Genomic DNA, 19,633 nt, shown 5'->3' on the forward strand with positions numbered 1-19,633 from the left:
ACCTAATGAATATTCGTATTTTAAAAGAGTCCGATGCCCATTTATACCAGGAAGTGCGATTGAATGCATTGAAAATTAACCCGGAAGCATTTGGTTCAACACATGAGAGAGAGGTGGAATTTTCATTAGAAACGGTAAAGGAGCGAATAACACCAACAAGAGACAAGTACATTTTAGGTGCTTTTGATGATAGAAAATCTTTAGTTGGGATTGTTGCTTTTATACGTGAAAACAATCTGAAAACCAGACATAAAGGGAATGTGTTTGGAATGTACATAGCTCCAGGCAATCGAGGTCACGGTTTAGGAAAATCATTGATGAAGGAACTTATAAGTAGGGCGAAGAATTGTGATGGGTTGGAACAAATAAATTTAACGGTTGTATCTGAAAATGACTTCGCAAAGAAGCTATATAAGTCTTTGGGATTTGTGGTTTATGGTACAGAACGAAATGCTTTAAAATATAACGGTCACTATTTTGATGAGGATTTGATGGTGCTAACTATCTGATTAGTGAGCTAACGGGTCTTTGAGACGGCTTTTTTTATGTAGCAATCTGGGCAGGTTACTTGCGCGAAAGGTGTATACAACCATAAGGGGAAATAGGGAAATGAATAGAAACTTTTATTGTTTAGTATTGTTGTATCAAATATTACTCAGTAATCTGTGATACAAGCTATAAAATTCAGCTAACTTCTTATTTATAGTTAACGATCAGCAGTGAATGTAAATGTTTCTTTTAAAGGTCCGCCTTCACTGCCCTTTTGAGTCCAAACGATTTCAACTTCCAACTCGGTTGCTTTTTCAGCCATAAGGAAATTGCTGAATTTATATGGATATCCATCATTCATTTGCTTTGCTAAAGAAATTGCTCTTTCAAAGTGTTCTTTATTGCATTCCTTTTCATCAGCGCAACCAAAAAGTGCAAACTTCGTCGTAGAATTAGGTTCATTTCTAAACATATGAATTTCAGCAGATAATACATCCTTACCAATGTTATCAACCTCTAAAGAGTAAGTATGAAATTTTCCCTTTTCCGGCTTTGCTAATCCTTTCCCTTTTCCGGCTTTGCTAATCCTTTCCCTTTTTCAGCTTCGCCTACTTGAACCGACCACTGTTTTGAAGTTTGTTTGGTTGGCAATTCATCAAAGGTTAAAGCATTGGCCTCTAGAGTTGGTGTGACTATGTTCAAAAGGAGAAATGTAAATTTAGCAAGCACCGTTTTCTTAACCATGACAGCCTCCTAGTTTTAGTTACCGTTACTTTGCCCAAAAAGGAATGGAATATGTTTTGAAGGGGGTGCTGATGAATGAGTGACAATTTATTGAAGAATCGTCAGTTTCTTATTGTATGGATAGGTAATGTTATCTCTGAATTAGGAGGGGCTTTCGGTACTTTTTGTAACTCAATTCTGATATATAAACTTACACATTCGACGATGGCATTGGGGAGTATGTGGCTGTTGTATTTTTTGCCATCTCTTATTCTCCAATTATTCATTGGTCCATTTATTGATAAATGGAGTCGAAAGTGGTTAATGGTCGTTTCTCAATGGACAAGGGGGCTGATTTTCTTAATACCGCTTGTTTCAATAGTAGTTGGAAACCTTGAACCTTGGCATATTTTCGTCGTTCAAATAATAGTAGGCTTAATAACTCCTATTTATACACCTGCTAATCAAGCAATTACACCGACTATTATTCCTAAAGAGCAATTAAGAGCTGCTAATGCCTATATTGATGGCACAGTAAGGCTAATGACATTCTCTGCACCATTTTTAGGTGGAGTCGTTATAGAGTATGCAGGTGTTATCCCGACACTTATTTTTGTTTGTGGATTCCTTATCATCAGTGGGACACTTTTGCTTTTTATTCAGGAGACAAGAAGTTTTCAACATGTACGAAGGTCTTGGATGGAACAATTTATGGAAGGGATATCTTATTTCTTTAAACAACCGGTTATTGTTTGGTTAGGAGTCTTTTTGTGCTTTGTTCAATTTGGTGTAGGGGTCACCATGGTTGTCAATCTTCCTTACATAACAAAAGAATTATCGGGGAGCTATGCAGAGTATGGATATTTTATGGCGAGTTTCCCATTAGGTTATGTAATTGGTTCGATGCTTGTGGCGAAAATGAATAATAGAAGCAGTAGAGTTTCAATGCTGGGAGCATTAGTGATAGGAGGCTTAACATTTATTTCGTTAGGTTTTACCCATAGTATCGTTTTTGCCCTCATTACTGAGGTAATTGCCGGAATAGCCATGGCGTTTTTTGGTGTCTATAATATAACTATTTTTCAGCAAACTGTGCCAAATGAATTAATGGGTAAAGTAGCTTCCGTCAGACTTTTTATGATCAGAGGTGTTATGCCGTTAGGTGTCCTCGCTGGTAGCTATCTGAGTGAAATCTGGGGAATCCGACCGCTATACTTTTTAATAGGATCGATGATTTGTACGGCATCTTTACTAGGAATCATACTCCCTTACTTTAAAATCATCGATCAATCATCCATCAGTATTAGGAAATAATACAGTCCTTTTTTAAAATATCAGGGCAGGAGAATTTTATACATGTAGTGTCTTCCTATGGAACAGTTACAATTACCATTCATTTATGTTAAAATTAGGAAATTGATAATAACAAAGGAGTGACTTCATGGAACGAAGGAAATACACTCAATTATCTTTTATCTGCTTAATTCTTTGTATTTTGGCATTCATCGGTTTAATAGTCGTCGGGATATATGTCAGTGCTAACGAGACTAGCCATGGATATGAAAATGGCAGTGTTTTAGGTCCATTGTTAGCTTGGATTGCGATGTTATTCCCCATTCTAGGAATAATCCTAGCGATCCTAGGAGAAAAAGGAAATATGAAGTTAGTGGCGCTTACTGGAAATATATCTGTTTTATGTACGATATCTTTGTTTGTAGGTGCTATGAGGTTTTATGATGTGCTGGATAAAATACTTGCTTAATACGAACACCTCCAAATTTGGGGGTGTTTTTCTTGCCACCCAGTTTGTATCACCGTTTCATTCAAATTGTTAATTTCTTGAATAGCCACCACTATTAAAAGCCAAATTAATACCATTAGAAATCAGTGATACAAATGAGGGTCCAATATGAACCAAGTTAATATTGATGAAAAGTATAAGGTATTGCCGTTCTATGTGTTTTTTTTAATTCATGGCATGCAAACAGGATTGGGCGCGTTGAGCTTCCAAAGAGAATTAGCAAAGTTCGCAGGGACGGATGGATGGATATCCATACTCCTGGCAGGATTGCTTATTCACATATTAATTTGGCTTATGTATAAGATTTTCAAAATGGTTCCGGGTGATATCATTTCCGCTAACGACTATGCGTTTGGTAAATGGGTTGGCAATTTCTTCAGTCTTTTGTTCATTTTGTACTTTTTTGTATTAGGAACGACCATCATAGTCGGATATATTCGTGTCATACATGTTTGGATGTTTGATGATGTACCTTCCTGGGCATTGGCTTCGGTGTTCCTTATCTTGATTTATTCTATAAATACAGGGGGATTCCGGACTGTTACAGGTATTACATTTTTAACAGTACTCGTTTCATACTGGCTTTTATTTTTCCCTTTTTATACTATTAAATATTCAGATTTCACGGGATTACTTCCTATGTTCGATCATTCTATACTGGATATACTGAAAGGTACCAAAAGTATTTCATTAACGTTGCTAGGTTTTGAAATGCTTTTAATGTATTATCCGTTCATAAAAGATGCGGAAACATCACAAAAGTATGCTCATGGAGGAGTAATAACCACGACCATACTGGCCTTATTAGTTTATTTCGTTTCCATCGCCTTTTATCCACTAAAGTTATTGACCCTAACGCTATGGCCAACCTTAACGATGACGAGCATCATTGAATTACCTTTCATTCAACGGTTTGAATACATAACCATTTCTTGGTGGGCCGTCATTATCATACCCAACATGGTCATTCCTTTGTGGGCTGCCAGCAGGGGGATCAAGCGCGTATTCAATGTCAAGCAAAAATATCCACTATGGATCATGTCGATCATCATAATCCTTATCAATATATTTTTTTACGATGGAGATATATTGTATATAGTAAACAAAATAATCAATCCATACAGCGTGGGCTTCATTGTTTTATACTTACCGATCCTGTTGGTTGTCATGAAAACAAAGAAAAAATTGAAACGCTCTTGAGTAATTCCTTAAAGGTGCGATCAGAATTGTTGTAAAATAGCTTGTTAATAATCGGTAATATAAGGTGCGGTTTATTCATACCCTTTCTATAATGATTTATTTATTAAGGAGGTAAGATGAATAAATTCCAACCATTGATGTGGATCGTTCTATCGACCATTATTATTACGTTAGTAGTACCTTCTATTTTAGTTCTTGGATTTTCAAACAGTCCGAAAAAGTATATTGATGCATCAACAAGTCAGGATTTTGTTGAATCAACCAACAGTAAAGATCAAACTGATAAAAAATCGGCGGAGCCATCCATCGACGTTTCAGTTTATAGGACATTGACTAAAGAAGTTGAACAGATTCCTTTGGAAGAATATGTTGTAGGTGTTGTTGCTTCTGAAATGCCTGTTTCTTTTGAATTAGAAGCGTTAAAGGCTCAATCTTTAGCAGCGAGAACATTTCTGGTTAGGCAAATGCTCTCAAATTCCACAATTAATTTGCCAGAAGGTACTGATATAACTGATAATACACAATTCCACCAAGTCTTTAAAAATAAAAAAGAACTGGCTAGTGAATGGGGAAAAAATTATCAATCAAATATATCTAAAGTTCAAAAAGCGGTCGATGCCACAAAAGGTCAAATCATAACCTATGATGAGAAACCAATCGATGCATCCTTTTTTTCAACCAGTAATGGATATACGGAGAATTCTGAGGATTATTGGGGGAATAAAACGCCATATTTAAAAAGTGTGGAGAGTCCATGGGATCTGCAATCTCCTAAATTTCAAAATGAAACGACCATTCAAGTACCTAAATTTGAAGAGTTGCTTGGAATTAAATTGGATAGTGATGTTAATATAGGGTCGGTTCTTTCAAAATCTGAGGGAAATCGTATAAAATCCTTTGAAATCAACGATAAGAAATATAGTGGGAAAACAATCAGAGATAAGCTGAAACTTCATTCATCCGATTTCACAATCAAAAGAGAGGGCAGTGAAGTGATCATTCATACTAAGGGTAATGGGCACGGTGTAGGTATGAGCCAATACGGTGCTAACGGATTGGCACAAGAGGGTAAAAATTATCAGGATATTGTACATTATTATTATCAGGATATCACCATTTCTTCAGTCGAACCCTTTATCAACAAGATGTATGTGAAAAAGTAACGATCGCAATTACAAAATTGTTTTATTCCTAACCATTTAGGGCTGTGACGAGCAGCTCTTTTTCTTATGCACCAAACATTTAGTTTAGTTTAAGAGTACTTTGCTAAAAGGAATTAGTTCTGTCAAGGCGAATAGTTAATAATTGGATTTTTTATGGTGGTCGTAATTAGATAGGGGGAATTAAGTTGGTAACATACACAGGTTTGTTTGTCATGCTAGCAATCTTCTTTTTAATAGTAATCTCCAATCGTTTATTATTGTGGTGGGTAAAAGCCTAATAATTGCTTATTATTCTATAATCTCATATATCTTTATTACAACCAAATTCAAAATCGATAGACAATATGAGAATAGCCTTCCTGTACCAGATGCTTATTGGGATAAGAATTCAGGCTGGGTTGATACTATGGTAGGTTATTTTTTCTTGCCTTTGGCAGTAATTCTCCTTTTTATTTATTACAAATGGTTTAGAAGCGTACGAAGCATCACAGCTAAGGGATTGGTTGTAGTAAGTTTAATTCCATCAACCGCGCTTTTTTTGTTTATTAATTTTTTGTTCGTGTTTGGATACGGGTACAGACCATAGGGGTTTTGTTTCCGCGTCTGTGTTAGGTTAAGATGGAAGCTGTCTTTATGGAGATGTGATAATGAAGATTTTTAAAAACAGAATAAAGTTCTTGTTCATTCCAGCGTTACTCTTATGGATAACAGGAGGAATGATACACTTTGTTTCCACCTTGTTTTACGGTGTTTACAATGATTATCGGTTTATGGCTTATATTATTATAGTAATTGGAATGTCTTTACTATTATTTGAACGGTATTTACTAGGAAAAGCAACAAAAAAGGAACTGGTTGGTTTAGGTATTACATTTTCACTTATGATTCTATCTCTATTGTCGGGTATAATTTTTTTATGATAGATATGGAGTAAGTATTGGATAAATCAGGAAATATGAAGAGGATACAAAATGGCAAGAGATAAAAGAAAGACAAAGAACGGTTTTTTTAAAGACATATTGGATCAGATTCTTGGTTCGATCGTATTAGACTTGATTTTTAGTATCTTGACTTTTATACCCAGAATGATCGTTCGGTTAGTAAAGTATATATTTGATTGAGTCGGAGGTGTATTTTCGACTGACTTAGGTTATATGAGCGGCTAATGAGGGTTTTATTATGAATTTGGCTGTATCTTTTTACTTTTGAAATCGCGAATTCGTATCTACATTCCAGTAAAGAAGCACCCACTTAGGTGGATGCCTGACTTTGCATTCAGTTATGATTTTCGTGGTATATTTTAGAGGAGAGCTTAATTTCCTCATGTATATCCTTGAACCATTCAAAAGGCGAGTAGCTTGCGATTGCGTTTTTCGGTACAGAACCTACATGATTTTTGCCTATACTCAATTGAATAAAATTATCAGCGGAAATGACAGGTCCCTTGTCAATAATTCTGTTATCCTTGTATGTCTTTACAAGGAATTCAAATGCATTATAGGCTTCATCTTCGGTTTCATAATCAAAAGAATAATGTTCTCCGTTTTCCAAGATTTCTAAAACGTATAAAGTTCTTATTCTAACCTCCACGTACTCACCTCCTTTTTTAAATATATATTCAACAAAAGGAGATAATTTCCTTCAAAATAAAAAGCACCCACTGAATGGGTGCTTACAGATGCGAGCAGAAGATACCTTAACTAGCTCCGTGAAATGACGTCCGCCTTATAATGGGGGTGCAGTTCATTATAGGTCGGAGAGGTTGATGGAGCATACCGATTCCATATAATATCCCTTTTGAATGACTGCTTTAATGGCGAAATGGCCATTTATCCGCTTGCGCACCCGGTAGAGTAGTGAAGCGATTTCTTCAGCAGTAACGATTTGCTCGGGATTCCCATTTCTTTCGGGCCATACTTGCTGGACGATCATTTCCTTTGAAATGAGGTGGTCCAAGTTCTCATAAAGCAGCTTAAAGCAATTGAATTCCTTCGTCGGCATTTTAATGGGAGCTTCTTCATTGATGGTCACGGTCTGAAGATATTCATTAATGCTCACCGTTCGCAGCAAATCCGGGTTCACCGGCGTGAAATCCCGTGTTAAATCGTTGTCGATGGAAATCATGAATTCAATCAATCCATTAATCAGAGTAATAACATCACCCGGTTCAATGGCGCAGGGTTGACCAGGGACTAACCGCATCTGGTTCACGGAGGTCCCATGCTTGCTCGCCAAATCCTCGATGAAAAGCTTTCCTTCTTTCATGTAAATCAGGCAATGTTCCCTGGAAACGAAGTCATTATAAAGCTTGAAGTCAGCTTTGGAGTGCTGGCTTGCACGTCCAATCAATAAGCTTTTTCCTTCATATACATAGGCGAATTCCTCGGTTTGACCTTTATGTAAGGCTCGCAGGACAACCTTGAAAGTATTATTGAACATTTCCTTCATATCCCCTTAAAAATCTGAATATTTAAATTATTTTTATGGACTTATCATTTTCGCTACATGGCTATTTAGTAGCTGCAATCCTATAATTATAAATTATCAGACGCATACATCCTAACGAAAAATGAAAAAAGAGTAAAATTAGGCACGAAGACGGCCATTACAGAAGCGGGAATGTACCATTCGTTGCAAGGACAGATAAGCGTCAGCGATGTGTTTTGCGATTGTTTTTCGTTCAGAAATCCTATCGTACAAGGACAACGCAATCAAAAAGGAGTTGACCAAAGATGAGTATGTGGAGAGATAGAATCAATGCCTACAGCATCCTGCTGATGATCATTAGTATGATGATTTACATCATTTATCCCCAGCCCCTTACCCTCGGTCTGTACTGCACATTTGGCATTGCCTTCATCACCCTGGCTATCCTGAATTAGTATAGCAGGGGATGTGGGAAGGACGTTGAAATCAATACCGGAAGTGACACCGGTTAAAAATATAAGCTAGGCCTACCGGACCAGCGGTAGGTTTTTTTGATGCAATGTTTTTTCGATAAAAAAGAGATTCTATGATAAAATATACCTAATTTAAACCATAAATGTGTATTATTGTTTCTGTAACGATTGGATTTATGGAAGAGAGATTATAAGGATAGGAGGTATGCGTTATGAAAAAAATACTAGCGGTAATAGGTGCATTCTTTCTGCTTGGGCTAATCATGAATATATATTCAGAAACAGGTGCAATGACTACCGATGGAATTGAAGTGAATAAGACCTATGTAAAAGATTCAAAAGTTTTAGTAGCTGATATGACCATATCTGGCAACCTTCATAAAAAGAGAACGCTTGAAATGAAAACACTGTTAAAAGAAAACAATACAATTTCAATAAAAAACGATCAAACTGAAAGTGAAATAGAATGTATCGTAATGAATTCAAAAGGAGAAAAGGTATTCTCTGAAATAATAAAAGGACGCGCGATTATCTCATTTGAATCAAAGCCTGGAGAAGGAAACATTAAACTTGTTTTAAGTAATGGGAAACATGATGCAATGATCATTATTAATGGGGATGAACTACCTGAAGAATAACGTTTTTAGTCTCTTTCCCTGAAAATAAGTAGTTATAGATAGCCGAATTCGAAAAAAAGAAGATGCTGAAACGTTGAATGAACATTGTTTCGGCCTCTTCTATTTTGCGTAGAAAAACTTATGAGACAAACACAGAACGGCATTCACCCATGCTTAAAATGAGCCATTTTCATATGGAAACGGTATAATAAATTGGCAGAAGCAGACATTAAAAAAGACTGCATTGGTTTTAAGAATGGTATTTAGTTTAGCTGAAATGATGAGAGAACGAACATCCATACAAAATGACAAAACAAGAAAAGGAGAAGCCATGACAATGAGTAATGAAGCAGGATGGAATTTAGACAATAGTTATGCCCGTCTTCCGGAAAAGTTTTTCACGAGCACGAATCCGACTCCTGTAACCTCACCTGAGTTGGTCATCCTCAATGAACCGTTGGCAGCATCGCTTAATCTGGACGTTGAGGCATTGAGGAGCGAAGCTGGTGTGGCGGTTTTTGGCGGAAACGAGGCTCCAAAAGGTGGTTCGCCTCTTGCTCAAGCCTATGCGGGGCACCAGTTTGGGCATTTTAACATGTTGGGTGACGGCCGGGCCGTATTGCTTGGCGAGCAAGTCCTTCCTCAAGGCGGGAGGGTCGATATTCAGCTGAAGGGTCCAGGAAGAACACCGTATTCGCGCGGAGGTGATGGGCGTGCGGCACTGGGGCCGATGTTGCGGGAGTATATCATCAGCGAGGCGATGCATGCACTTGGCATTCCGACGACCCGAAGTCTGGCAGTGGTGACGACCGGAGAATCGATCATTCGGGAAACTAGGCTGCCCGGGGCCATAATGACCCGTGTCGCTGCGAGTCATCTGCGTGTCGGTACTTTTCAGTTCGCTGCGAAATGGGGCACGGTCGAGGAGCTCAGGGCACTTGCCGATTATGCGATAGAGCGTCATTATCCAGACGTTGAAGCAGGGGAGAACCGGTATCTTTCTCTGTTCGAGAAAGTGATCAAGCGTCAGGCAAAGCTTATTGCCCAATGGCAGCTGGTTGGCTTCATTCATGGGGTAATGAACACCGACAACATGACGATTAGCGGGGAAACGATCGATTATGGCCCATGTGCCTTCATGGACGCGTATGATCCGGCAACGGTATTCAGCTCGATTGATACGCAAGGTCGCTATGCCTATGGCAATCAACCGGTAATTGGCGGCTGGAATCTCGCGCGGTTCGCAGAATCCCTATTGCCATTGCTGCATGAAGACCTGGACTCGGCAGTCAAGCTCGCTCAAGAGAAAATTTCGGCCTTTAAAGATCTGCATCACGCCCACTGGCTAGCGGGGATGCGAGCGAAACTGGGGTTATTTAATGAAGAAACACAGGATGAAGCGTTAATCAATGGCCTCCTCAGCATGATGAAGAAACATGGCGCGGATTATACGAATACATTCCGCGCGTTAACGTTTGGTACAATTGAGGAAACGGTCCTTTTCGGGGCAGCGGAATACGTCCAGTGGCATGAGCTCTGGCAGGCAAGACTAGGCAGGCAGCAGGAATCTAAAGACTCATCGAGCCAGCTGATGAAAAGCAGCAATCCAGCGGTGATCCCGCGGAATTACCGGGTCGAAGAGGCTCTCGAGGCTGCCGTGGAAAAAGGGGACTACAGCGTGATGGAGCGGCTGTTGGATGTTCTCTCAAACCCTTACGAGCACTCCGCCAAGCAAGGAGAATACACCACACTGCCTGAGGCATCAACGCCTTACCGGACTTTTTGCGGAACTTGATTTAATCACATGATGAAAAAAGACGGTGTCCCGAGATCAATCGATTCTCTGGATATCGTTTTTTCATATGACAAGAGCCGACTGCTGAATCTGCTCATCGAGGACACCCCTCGAATTATGCGTAAAATCCAAATTCGCGAGTAAAAGAGCGAAATTCACGAATAAAGTGGCCAAATTCACGAATAAAGCGCCCAAATTCACGAATAAAGTCGAGAAATTGCTCTGTTAAGGCTCAAAAAGAGCAGAATTTACGAGAAACACGCCACATACACAATGAAAACCACGCTAAAATCCGGAGATCGTATAAATATTACTAGTTTAAAAAAGGTAAGCTTTACTAAAAAATAGCTTTCCAGCACAGACGATAAAAAGCTGTCGACATGACGTCGGCAGCTTTTTTTTGCTTTAAAAGGATTTAGTTTTTACGAAGCTTCCATTTATCTTTGATGAAGCTGACGATCGTGCATACGACGATGAGCGTGACCGACGATAATCCACTGAACCAGATGCTTTGAAATTCACTTGCATAAGGCTGGATGATGTATGAGGCGGCGATGGCCAAGAGTGCACTTATCGGTATGTAATTGGCGACTGTCCTTTTGCTGAATACGATGACCAGAATGGGAACGAGCAAGGCCGAATAGATATTCCCTGAATAGAATAATAGCTCCATTAGGTTTGGGGAATAGAAGAGTGTCGCCATGAATATCAGTACGCCGATGCAGGTTGACAGGAGGTAGGCCATCCTTATTTTTTGCTGGTCATTCGTTTGGTCCTGAAAGGGCTCGATCATGTTGGCGACAATCAAGCTTACCAATGCATGCAGGCAGGCCCCGAATGTGGAGGTGATTGCACTGAAGGCACAAAGGACAAACAGGATGAAAAAGAATGGCGTCGTAATCTTGCTTGCCAGTCCTTCTAAAATCGAGTGGATATCAGTGAAGCCGCCTGTAAAGATCACCATGATGAACAGTGATGAAAACGAGAGCGGGAATATGAGCCAGATCAGGCCGGATAAGGAAAAGGTTAAGGGTACCTTTTTCAGCTCGATCATGAACAAACGCTGCCATGAGGTCAGGTCAAAGAAAAATTGCCCGAATCCGACAAGAAGGCCGGCAAAAATGAAACTCCAAAAATCATACTTATTGATGACCAGCATATATGGGTGGTACAGGCGGATTCCATCATAAACAGGCTGGATGCCTTCCTTGACGAAGAAATATAAAGGAATCAAGATGACGGCGGCAAACATGAAAACAACTTGAAAGGCGGCGAAACGATGAATGAGCTTCAACCCGCCGAAGCCTGCAAAAAGAATACAAAAAACGAAAAAGAAAAATAAACCGACATACAGCGGTGTATCGAAAAGGAACTGACAGAGGGTGGACGCGGCCATTCCCTGAATGAATAAGATGTGGAGGTTGGTTATGACCAGAATGATCAGCAAGATCCAATATCCGAATGGATGCAGTTTCGTTTTTAAATAGTCGCCCATCGTCAATCCGACCGGGAAATCGTGTCGTACCCGCTTTCCGATGAAGCTGAACATGACGAGGGCGATGGCGCCCATGATCGCGTAGCCAATTCCCCCGAAAACGCCATACTTCACCATCGATTCAGGAGAGGATAAGATGGTGGTTCCCGTCACCCAGCGTGCGAGGAGGGAGATGATTCCTAAGCCCATTCCGATTTGGATCGGGCCTTGTACGTATTCTTGAAATGTCCGTGATCGCAATGGTCATTTTCCTTTCTCGCGGAACTCCTTCGGTGTAATTCCCTCTATTTTACGGAATAACGTGCTGAAGTAATGCTGACTGTTGAAGCCTGAGTTTTCGGCGACGTCTGATATGCTCCAGTTCGTGTTGGTCGTTAACGTCCTTTTGGCGGCTTTTATTCGATAGTGCATTAAATATTCGGAAAAGGAGGTGCCGACCTCTTCATGGAATTTCCTGCTTAAATACGTCGGGTTCGTATGTACTTCACGGGCAATGTCCGAAAGGGAGATTTTTTCCGCATAGTTATCATGAATGAATGTTAGCGAATGGTGGATCAGGCTTGAATAGTTTTGGGCGGCCCCGCTTTTGTGATACTTGGATAGCACTTTATGCAATTCACTTTCGATGACCGGTTTCGTTAAGTAATCGACGACCCCGATCCTGATCGATTGCTGGGCGTAATCGAAGCTTTGATGGGCGGTGACCATGATGATTTCCACTTCTTTATTGAGCGCCCGCAGATCTTCACCGAACTCAAGGCCCGATCGCCCAGGCAGGTTAATGTCAAGGAAAGCGAGGTTGATTTTATAAGTCTGGTTGAGCGTCAGTGCTTGAACAGCATCGGCGGCTTTGTGAAACGTCCAAAAAGGGAATATCGATTGAATCATATATTCCATTTGTTCAAGGACCAATGGTTCGTCATCAAGTAATAATACATTCATTCCGGTGCTGCCTCCTCCCAATTCGTATCAAAAACGAGTGGCCATGATACTTCCACCTTTGTACCATTTTCATTGGAAGCTATCGTTAATTGGGCACGATTGCTGAAATACAAGTATAAACGTTTTTGGATATTGTCCAGGCCATGACCGCCTTCCTCTGCAGCAGTAGCTGCATTCCCGATCAATCCATTATCCTTCACTTCCAGATGCACCGTCTCCGAATCCAAACGAAACCGGATATGTAGCAGGGCCTCCCCGACCTTTTTTTCCAAGCCGTGCTTGAACGAATTCTCCACTAATGTCTGGAGAATGAAAGGAGGGACCAGCGCGATCGTTAAATGGTCGGGGCAATACATATCGATCTTAAGCCTATCACCGAAGCGAAGGCTTTGGATGTCGAGGTAATGCTGCGTGTACTGAATTTCTTGAGCAAGGGGAATCAGTGGCTCGGATGCTTTGTATTTGAACTTCAGGAATTGCGAAAATGCCTCCAAGGCACGTATCAATTCCGCCTTTCTGTTCAGGCGGGCCAAGCCCAATATGACATTTAACGTATTGAATAAAAAATGAGGCTGGATTTGCTGGTTCAGTTTATTATATTGCGCTTCCTGCAAAGCTTGTTCCAGGCGTATCTCTTTGTTCTTATTCTCAAGCAGATCAATTCTTTTTTCGAATATGAATAGAAATAAAAGAGCAATAGCTCCCATGATAGGAGCTAAAATGAAGAGCATGATAATTAACGTGAATCCCTCGAAACTTAGCATGGAAAACCTCTGCTGTTTGTATTTTTAGATAGCTTTCATTATTCTGTCTATGAGTATCTTACTAAAGACTTCAGTGAAAATCTACAGCTTATGACACGATGTGGCAGGCGACTTGATGATTTTGTGTTGAAAGCTTTAATTCCGGTGCCTTTGTTTTGCAGATGTCCATCACAAACGGACACCGTGTATGGAAGCGGCAGCCGATTGGCGGGTCGATCGGCGAGGGAACATCTCCGGTCAATAAAATTCGTTCCCTTTCCTGCACTGGATTCGGCACCGGGATGGCAGATAGCAAGGCCCGTGTATATGGGTGCTGCGGCTGTTCGAAGATCGATTTTTTGTCGGCGATTTCGACGATCTTTCCTAAATACATGACCATGACGCGATCCGAGATATGGCGCACGACTCCTAAGTCATGCGATATGAAAAGAAAGGTAAGCTCGAATTGCCGTTGCAATTTTTTTAATAGATTCAGCACCTGCGCCTGAATGGAGACATCGAGTGCAGATACCGCTTCATCACAAATGATCAATTTTGGATCGACGGCAAGTGCTCGTGCAATCCCAATCCGCTGACGCTGGCCGCCACTGAATTCATGCGGGTGCCTTTCCATCGATTCCGGTCTCAGGCCGACATGTCCCAACAATTCTTCGATCCTGCTTCTGCGTTGTTCCTTAGGCACCACATTTTGTATCGATAAAGCTTCTCCAAGAATTTGCCCGATCGTCTGTCTAGGATTAAGGGAGGCGAAGGGATCCTGAAAGATGACCTGCAGATCCTTCCTCGTACTCCGCATTTCTTTTTTTCCTAAGCTTAAAAGGTCCTTGCCCTGAAAGTGTATCTGCCCGCTTGTAGGCTGATCCAATCGAAGGATGGCCCGTCCGGTCGTCGATTTGCCGCAGCCAGATTCACCGACTATACTCAACGTTTCCCCCTGATAAATATGGAAACTGATGTCGTCGACAGCTTTTACATGATTAACGGTACGTCCGAAAAAACCACCCTTGATCGGGAAATATTGCTTCAATTGATCTACTTTAAGCAGCACCTTTTTGTCTTCAACCGTTGCTCCCATCATTGAACCCCCACTTTCTCTTCCGCTTCATATTCTTTATCCCATTGCGGGGTATACATCCAACAGCTGACCTCGGTATCGGGGCCGACCGATTCGAGATCCGGTACGGCTTGTTCACAAATTGGCTTCGCATGAGCACAACGGGGGGCGAAGCTGCAGCCCTTGGGCATATCATACGGACTTGGAACGGTCCCGGGGATGGTGGTCAATTCCTCCTGATCCAAGTCGAGGCGAGGAAGGGAATTCAATAGTCCAATCGTATAAGGATGTTTAGGATTCGTGAAAATTTCTTTTGCCAAGGTGTATTCAACCATTTTCCCGGCATACATCACCGCCACCCGATCACATGTTTCATAGACGACACCTAAATCATGCGTGATTAAAATGACGGCCGTTCCGAAATCCTTTTGCAGCGTTTTGATCAGTTCCAAAATTTGCGCCTGAATCGTCACGTCAAGCGCCGTCGTAGGCTCGTCCGCTATCAATACCTCAGGGTGGCAGGCGAGTGCCATTGCAATCATGACCCTTTGCCTCATTCCGCCGCTCAGCTCATGCGGCTCCTGCTTTGCCCTTTTTTCAGGAGAGGGGATTCCGACAAGCCGAAGCATGTCGACCGCTTTGGCCCAAGCTTCCTTTTTTCCAAGCTTTTGGTGAAGGCGGATCGCTTCGGCAATTTGCTCGCCCGCTGAATAGACGGGATTCAATGAAGTCATCGGTTCTTGGAAAATCATCGAAATTTCATTTCCGCGAATGGAACGCATCTGTTTTTCCGTCTTGGCAAGCAGGTCCTCCCCTTTAAATAGGATGCTGCCGCCGGCGATTTTACCGGGAGGCGATGGAATTAACCTTAGCAGAGATAAGGAGGTGATGCTTTTTCCGCTCCCTGATTCCCCGACGATTCCAAGCGTTTCCCCTTTGTTCAAGGTGAAGCTGATTCCGTCCACTGCTTTACTCGTTCCTTCGTCGGTAAAAAAGTGGGTCTGCAAATTTTTAACTTCCAGTATTGTTTCATTAAACTGTTTCATCACGTACCTCCTTAGTTTAAGTCTATGCGCTTGTTAAAGTATCGATAGAGGATATCCACAGCCAAATTCATGAATACGAAGATGACGGAAGCAATAAGGACGCCGCCTTGAACCATCGGTAAATCCCTCGTCCTGATGGCATCGACGATCAATCTCCCAAGTCCGTTGATGGCAAAGACGGATTCGGTTAATACGGTGCCGCCAAGGAGTGCACCGAATTGGAGGCCAACGACAGTAATGACAGGGATCAGTGCATTCTTCAGTCCGTGCTTATAAATGATGACATGCTCCTTCAACCCTTTTGCCTTCGCTGTCCGGATATAGTCCTGACGAACGACTTCGAGCATGCTTGACCGGGTCATTCTGGCGACGATTGCCGCTCCGCCCGCACCAAGGGTTATCGCAGGTAGAATCATATGGCTGATCGTTCCCCAGCCTGAAACGGGAAACCATTGCAGATTGACGGAAAAGAAGTAGATAAGCATAAGCCCTAACCAAAAACTAGGTAAAGAGATTCCTAGTAAAGCAACGATCATGATGGAAATGTCAGCTGCAGAGTATTGCCTTGTCGCCGAGATGATTCCGGCCACCATTCCAAGCACGACGGTGATGAAAATACTAGCAAGAGCAAGCTCAAGCGTGATCGGCAGGCGAACCATAATCTCGTCCAGAACAGGGCGGCTGCTGCGGAGTGATTGACCGAAATCGCCTTGTACGGCGTGAATTACATAATCAACGTACTGATAAAGGATGGGGCGATCCAACCCTAGCTGGTGCCGGATCATTGCGATCGTTTCTTTGGTTGCTCCTTCACCTGCAAGCAGCGTTGCCGGGTCACCGGGAACCATCTGCATGATGAGGAAGACTACTAGACTTACTCCTAACAAGACCGGTATCGTTTGCAAAATGCGTCGGACGATAAATACGAACATGTTCTCTCCTCCTTATTTTTTCATTCTTGGATCCAGGGCGTCTCTCAGTCCATCTCCGAAAATATTGAATCCGAGTACGAGAGTGGATATGGCGATTCCGGGAAATAAAGCGATGTGCGGAGCGCTGAATAAATAGTCTCGTCCGCTGCTTAACATCGCACCCCATTCTGGTGAAGGGGGCTGCGCTCCAAGCCCGAGGAACGACAAGCCGGCTGCCGATAGAATGGCCGTTGCCAGGCGCAATGTCGCTTGTACGATGACGGGTGAAAGAATATTAGGAAAAATGTGTTTGACTATAATCGTGAAGTCAGTCGCTCCCAATGCACGAACGGCGTCGATATATTCAAGCTTCCTCACTGACAGTGTGGACCCTCGTACAATTCGGGCAAACATCGGAATCGAAAACACGCCAACCGCCACCATTACGTTAATTAAGCTTGGTCCCAAGGCGCTTATGATGGCAAGGGCCAGCAATATGCCTGGGAAAGCAAGCAAAACATCGACGATCCTCATGATGATCGTATCGATCCATTTCCCATAATATCCGGCCGTCAATCCTAAGAGGATGCCGATGAACGCTCCGAAGAAAACGGACACGAATCCTACCGTTAAGGAAAGGCGAGTCCCATATAATAGCCTGCTTAAAATATCTCTTCCTTTATCATCCGTCCCCATCCAATGCTCCATCGTGGGAGTCTGGAGTTTGTTGACCAAATCGATTTCATATGGGTCATGCGGTGATACCAATGGGGCAAAAATGGCCAATAAAATATAAAAAAGTACGATGTATCCGCCAACCAATGCCAATTTATTTCTTTTGAACTTTTTATAAAAGGCTTTCCAGTTTTGTAGTTTTGTAGATTTCTTTTTGTTTAGCTTCAATCCGGGATTCTTGATAACGACCTCTGGCTTCATAGCAGCTCCTCCTTTTCTTTCATTTAATTTATGCAAAATAGGTATTGAAGTAAATATGATGAGGAAAAGCAGTAAAGATAGTTAAAAAAAGAGTAAAGATTCTGAAAATATAAAATTTTGTTTTTTCTTATAATTTGATTATGCCCGATGTAATCAATGTAAAAAGCTTCGTCGAAAACAAAGGGAAGTATGAAAGGGAGGAACCGTAATCATGAGAAAAGGCATAACTGGCTTACTATTGGCATCGTTAATAGGTATCTCGACGGTTTTATCTGGATGTACATCAGATCAAACCGCAAGCAAGAAACCAGAAAGAGAAGCGAAAGAAGGGGGGACATTGGTCGTCGCCCGGCTGTCAGATGCGACGACGCTTGATCCGCATTTCATTACGGACATTCCTTCAGCAAACGTGGTCTATGAGAAGGTGTATGAAACGTTGGTCGCTCCTGACAAGGAGATGAAACCACAGCCATTGCTCGCGAAGGAATGGAAGCAGCTCGACGATCTAACATGGGAGTTCAAACTGCGTGAAGGCGTGAAATTCCATGATGGAGCACCCTTCAATGCCGAAGCGGTAAAAACCAATTTCGACCGATTACTAGATCCGAAAACCTCCTCGCCGCAAGCCGGTAAATTGGAAATGATCAAGGAAATCAAGGTAGTAGATGATACGACGGTGCAATTCAAACTGAAATATCCTTACGCTCCCTTACTATCGATATTGGTGAGTAATGAAGGAAGCATCTTAAGTCCGAAGGCGATTAAAGAACATAGTGACAAGCTTGGCCAGAATCCGGTTGGGACAGGGCCATTCGCTTTCAAATCGTGGAAATCGGGAGAAGAGATCGCTTTGGAAAAGAATGAAGACTACTGGGGAAAAAAACCGAAGATCGATGGAGTCGTATTCAAGGTCGTCCCTGAAGATGCTACGAGAATCGCGATGATCGAAACGGGTGAAGCACATGTGACCGATCAAGTTCCCGTGACGGAGATCGAGAGAATCGAAGCCTCTGACACGATGGGATTGTATCGCACCGAAGGACTTGCCGTTGAATACTTAAGCTTCAATGTGAAGAAAAAGCCATTCGATGATGTTCGTGTCCGAAAAGCGGTCGCGCATGCCATCGAGGTCGATTCCATCATCAAAGGAGTTTATAACGATGTTGGTACGAAGGCAAACTCAACGATGAGCCCGAAGGTTTTTGGCTATGATCCAAAATTAAAAGGCTACGATTACGACATTAATGAATCTAAAAAGCTATTGAAGGAAGCAGGAGTTAAGGATGGTATGGAGATTACCTTAACGACAAGTGACCGCAAGGAAAGAATTAACATGGCAGAGGTGATTCAATCCCAATTAAAAGGAATTGGAATCAAGGTGAAAATCCAGGTTCTTGAGTATGGAGCTTATATTGATGCGACGGCCAAGGGTGAGCATCAGGTTTCCATAGGCGGCTGGGGCAATGCGACAGGTGACGGAGATTATAATCAATTCAACCTTTTTAATAGCAAATCCCAAGGTGCAGCCGGGAATAGTTCGTTTTACGGTAATCCTGAGGTGGATAAATTGATCGAAGCGGCACGTCAGGAATCAGATGGCGACAAACGTAAGGAACTTTATTCGAAGGCTCAGGAAATCGAACGGGAAGAGGTACCATATGTTCCGATCCGCAACTATGAGCATCTGGCTGCTTACGGCGAAACGGTTAAAGGACTTTGGCTGAACCCGGCAAACTATTTAATGCTTGACGACATAACGGTTCAATAAGGATTGGATCAAAAAGGAAGGCAGCATAA

General features: G+C 41.9%; 21 protein-coding genes. 10 read left to right on the forward strand and 11 right to left on the reverse strand.

All coding sequences use genetic code 11. The features are described from left to right. Positions 1–5: 5 nt before the first annotated feature. Positions 6–509, forward strand: a complete 504-nt coding sequence (locus tag ASU00_RS12070; RefSeq protein ID WP_057913723.1) for a GNAT family N-acetyltransferase — start codon at positions 6–8, stop codon at positions 507–509. Positions 510–706: 197 nt separating this feature from the next. On the opposite strand, the gene ASU00_RS26200 is transcribed toward ASU00_RS12070, so the two are convergent. Both ASU00_RS26200 and ASU00_RS26205 read right to left on the reverse strand, forming a co-directional pair. Then, positions 707–961, reverse strand: coding sequence for a hypothetical protein (locus ASU00_RS26200; protein ID WP_236712711.1), 255 nt, complete (start codon positions 959–961; stop codon positions 707–709). An 83-nt stretch (positions 962–1,044) separates the two neighbouring features. Further along, a complete protein-coding gene (locus ASU00_RS26205) occupies positions 1,045–1,233 on the reverse strand; it encodes a hypothetical protein (RefSeq protein ID WP_236712712.1) in 189 nt (62 codons plus the stop codon). Positions 1,234–1,308: 75 nt separating this feature from the next. Here ASU00_RS26205 and ASU00_RS12080 point away from each other — a divergent pair, with 75 nt between their 5' ends. The 5 genes from ASU00_RS12080 to ASU00_RS12100 all read left to right on the forward strand — a co-directional run bounded on the left by ASU00_RS12080 (position 1,309) and on the right by ASU00_RS12100 (position 6,296). Beyond that, positions 1,309–2,526 carry an MFS transporter gene (locus tag ASU00_RS12080; protein WP_057913724.1) on the forward strand — a complete coding sequence of 406 codons (1,218 nt, stop codon included), beginning with the start codon at positions 1,309–1,311 and terminating at the stop codon, positions 2,524–2,526. A gap of 127 nt (positions 2,527–2,653) precedes the next feature. Beyond that, positions 2,654–2,974, forward strand: a complete 321-nt coding sequence (locus ASU00_RS12085) for a hypothetical protein (protein WP_057913725.1) — start codon at positions 2,654–2,656, stop codon at positions 2,972–2,974. A 147-nt stretch (positions 2,975–3,121) separates the two neighbouring features. Beyond that, positions 3,122–4,213: a GerAB/ArcD/ProY family transporter gene (locus ASU00_RS12090; protein WP_057913726.1), complete on the forward strand. Its 1,092-nt coding sequence runs from the start codon at positions 3,122–3,124 to the stop codon at positions 4,211–4,213. Between the two features lie 116 nt (positions 4,214–4,329). Beyond that, positions 4,330–5,376: a stage II sporulation protein D gene (gene spoIID / locus ASU00_RS12095; RefSeq protein WP_057913727.1), complete on the forward strand. Its 1,047-nt coding sequence runs from the start codon at positions 4,330–4,332 to the stop codon at positions 5,374–5,376. A gap of 647 nt (positions 5,377–6,023) precedes the next feature. Next, complete coding sequence (locus ASU00_RS12100) at positions 6,024–6,296, forward strand: hypothetical protein (protein ID WP_057913728.1); 273 nt, start codon at positions 6,024–6,026, stop codon at positions 6,294–6,296. 355 nt (positions 6,297–6,651) lie between these two features. Here the strand turns inward: ASU00_RS12100 and ASU00_RS12105 are convergent, their stop codons facing one another. Together ASU00_RS12105 and ASU00_RS12110 are read right to left on the reverse strand one after the other, a co-directional pair. Next, a complete protein-coding gene (locus tag ASU00_RS12105) occupies positions 6,652–6,966 on the reverse strand; it encodes a hypothetical protein (RefSeq protein ID WP_057913729.1) in 315 nt (104 codons plus the stop codon). 156 nt (positions 6,967–7,122) lie between these two features. After that, the gene (locus ASU00_RS12110; RefSeq protein ID WP_057913730.1) at positions 7,123–7,815 is read right to left on the reverse strand and encodes an FHA domain-containing protein; all 693 of its coding nucleotides are present in this window, start codon (positions 7,813–7,815) and stop codon (positions 7,123–7,125) included. A gap of 293 nt (positions 7,816–8,108) precedes the next feature. On the opposite strand from ASU00_RS12110, the gene ASU00_RS25435 reads away from it, so the two are divergent. The 3 genes from ASU00_RS25435 (at position 8,109) to ASU00_RS12120 (ending at position 10,688) form a co-directional block, all read left to right on the forward strand. Next, positions 8,109–8,258, forward strand: coding sequence for a hypothetical protein (locus ASU00_RS25435; RefSeq protein ID WP_161809731.1), 150 nt, complete (start codon positions 8,109–8,111; stop codon positions 8,256–8,258). Positions 8,259–8,488: 230 nt separating this feature from the next. Next, the gene (locus ASU00_RS12115; RefSeq protein ID WP_057913731.1) at positions 8,489–8,914 is read left to right on the forward strand and encodes a hypothetical protein; all 426 of its coding nucleotides are present in this window, start codon (positions 8,489–8,491) and stop codon (positions 8,912–8,914) included. Between the two features lie 316 nt (positions 8,915–9,230). Continuing rightward, positions 9,231–10,688: a protein adenylyltransferase SelO gene (locus ASU00_RS12120; protein ID WP_152983747.1), complete on the forward strand. Its 1,458-nt coding sequence runs from the start codon at positions 9,231–9,233 to the stop codon at positions 10,686–10,688. 415 nt (positions 10,689–11,103) lie between these two features. Here ASU00_RS12120 and ASU00_RS12125 read toward each other — a convergent pair whose 3' ends face one another. From ASU00_RS12125 to nikC, 7 genes are all read right to left on the reverse strand, one after another. Then, positions 11,104–12,423 carry an SLC5/6 family protein gene (locus ASU00_RS12125; RefSeq protein ID WP_152983748.1) on the reverse strand — a complete coding sequence of 440 codons (1,320 nt, stop codon included), beginning with the start codon at positions 12,421–12,423 and terminating at the stop codon, positions 11,104–11,106. A gap of 3 nt (positions 12,424–12,426) precedes the next feature. Next, positions 12,427–13,125 carry a response regulator transcription factor gene (locus ASU00_RS12130; protein WP_057913733.1) on the reverse strand — a complete coding sequence of 233 codons (699 nt, stop codon included), beginning with the start codon at positions 13,123–13,125 and terminating at the stop codon, positions 12,427–12,429. Next, complete coding sequence (locus ASU00_RS12135) at positions 13,122–13,889, reverse strand: sensor histidine kinase (protein ID WP_057913734.1); 768 nt, start codon at positions 13,887–13,889, stop codon at positions 13,122–13,124. Before ASU00_RS12135 ends, ASU00_RS12130 begins: the two co-directional genes overlap by 4 nt. Positions 13,890–13,977: 88 nt before the next feature. After that, positions 13,978–14,964: an ABC transporter ATP-binding protein gene (locus tag ASU00_RS12140; RefSeq protein WP_057913735.1), complete on the reverse strand. Its 987-nt coding sequence runs from the start codon at positions 14,962–14,964 to the stop codon at positions 13,978–13,980. Continuing rightward, complete coding sequence (locus ASU00_RS12145) at positions 14,964–15,989, reverse strand: ABC transporter ATP-binding protein (protein WP_057913736.1); 1,026 nt, start codon at positions 15,987–15,989, stop codon at positions 14,964–14,966. Before ASU00_RS12145 ends, ASU00_RS12140 begins: the two co-directional genes overlap by 1 nt. Positions 15,990–16,000: 11 nt before the next feature. Continuing rightward, positions 16,001–16,921, reverse strand: coding sequence for a nickel ABC transporter permease (gene nikB, locus ASU00_RS12150; protein ID WP_057913737.1), 921 nt, complete (start codon positions 16,919–16,921; stop codon positions 16,001–16,003). A 12-nt stretch (positions 16,922–16,933) separates the two neighbouring features. Next, positions 16,934–17,836, reverse strand: coding sequence for a nickel transporter permease (nikC, locus tag ASU00_RS12155; protein ID WP_057913738.1), 903 nt, complete (start codon positions 17,834–17,836; stop codon positions 16,934–16,936). A 211-nt stretch (positions 17,837–18,047) separates the two neighbouring features. Between nikC and ASU00_RS12160 the strand changes: the two genes are divergently transcribed. Then, a complete protein-coding gene (locus tag ASU00_RS12160) occupies positions 18,048–19,604 on the forward strand; it encodes a glutathione ABC transporter substrate-binding protein (RefSeq protein ID WP_057913739.1) in 1,557 nt (518 codons plus the stop codon). The last annotated feature ends 29 nt before the right edge of the window (positions 19,605–19,633 follow it).

Origin of the sequence: Peribacillus muralis (genome assembly GCF_001439925.1) — a bacterium.
Classification (GTDB): domain Bacteria; phylum Bacillota; class Bacilli; order Bacillales; family DSM-1321; genus Peribacillus; species Peribacillus muralis.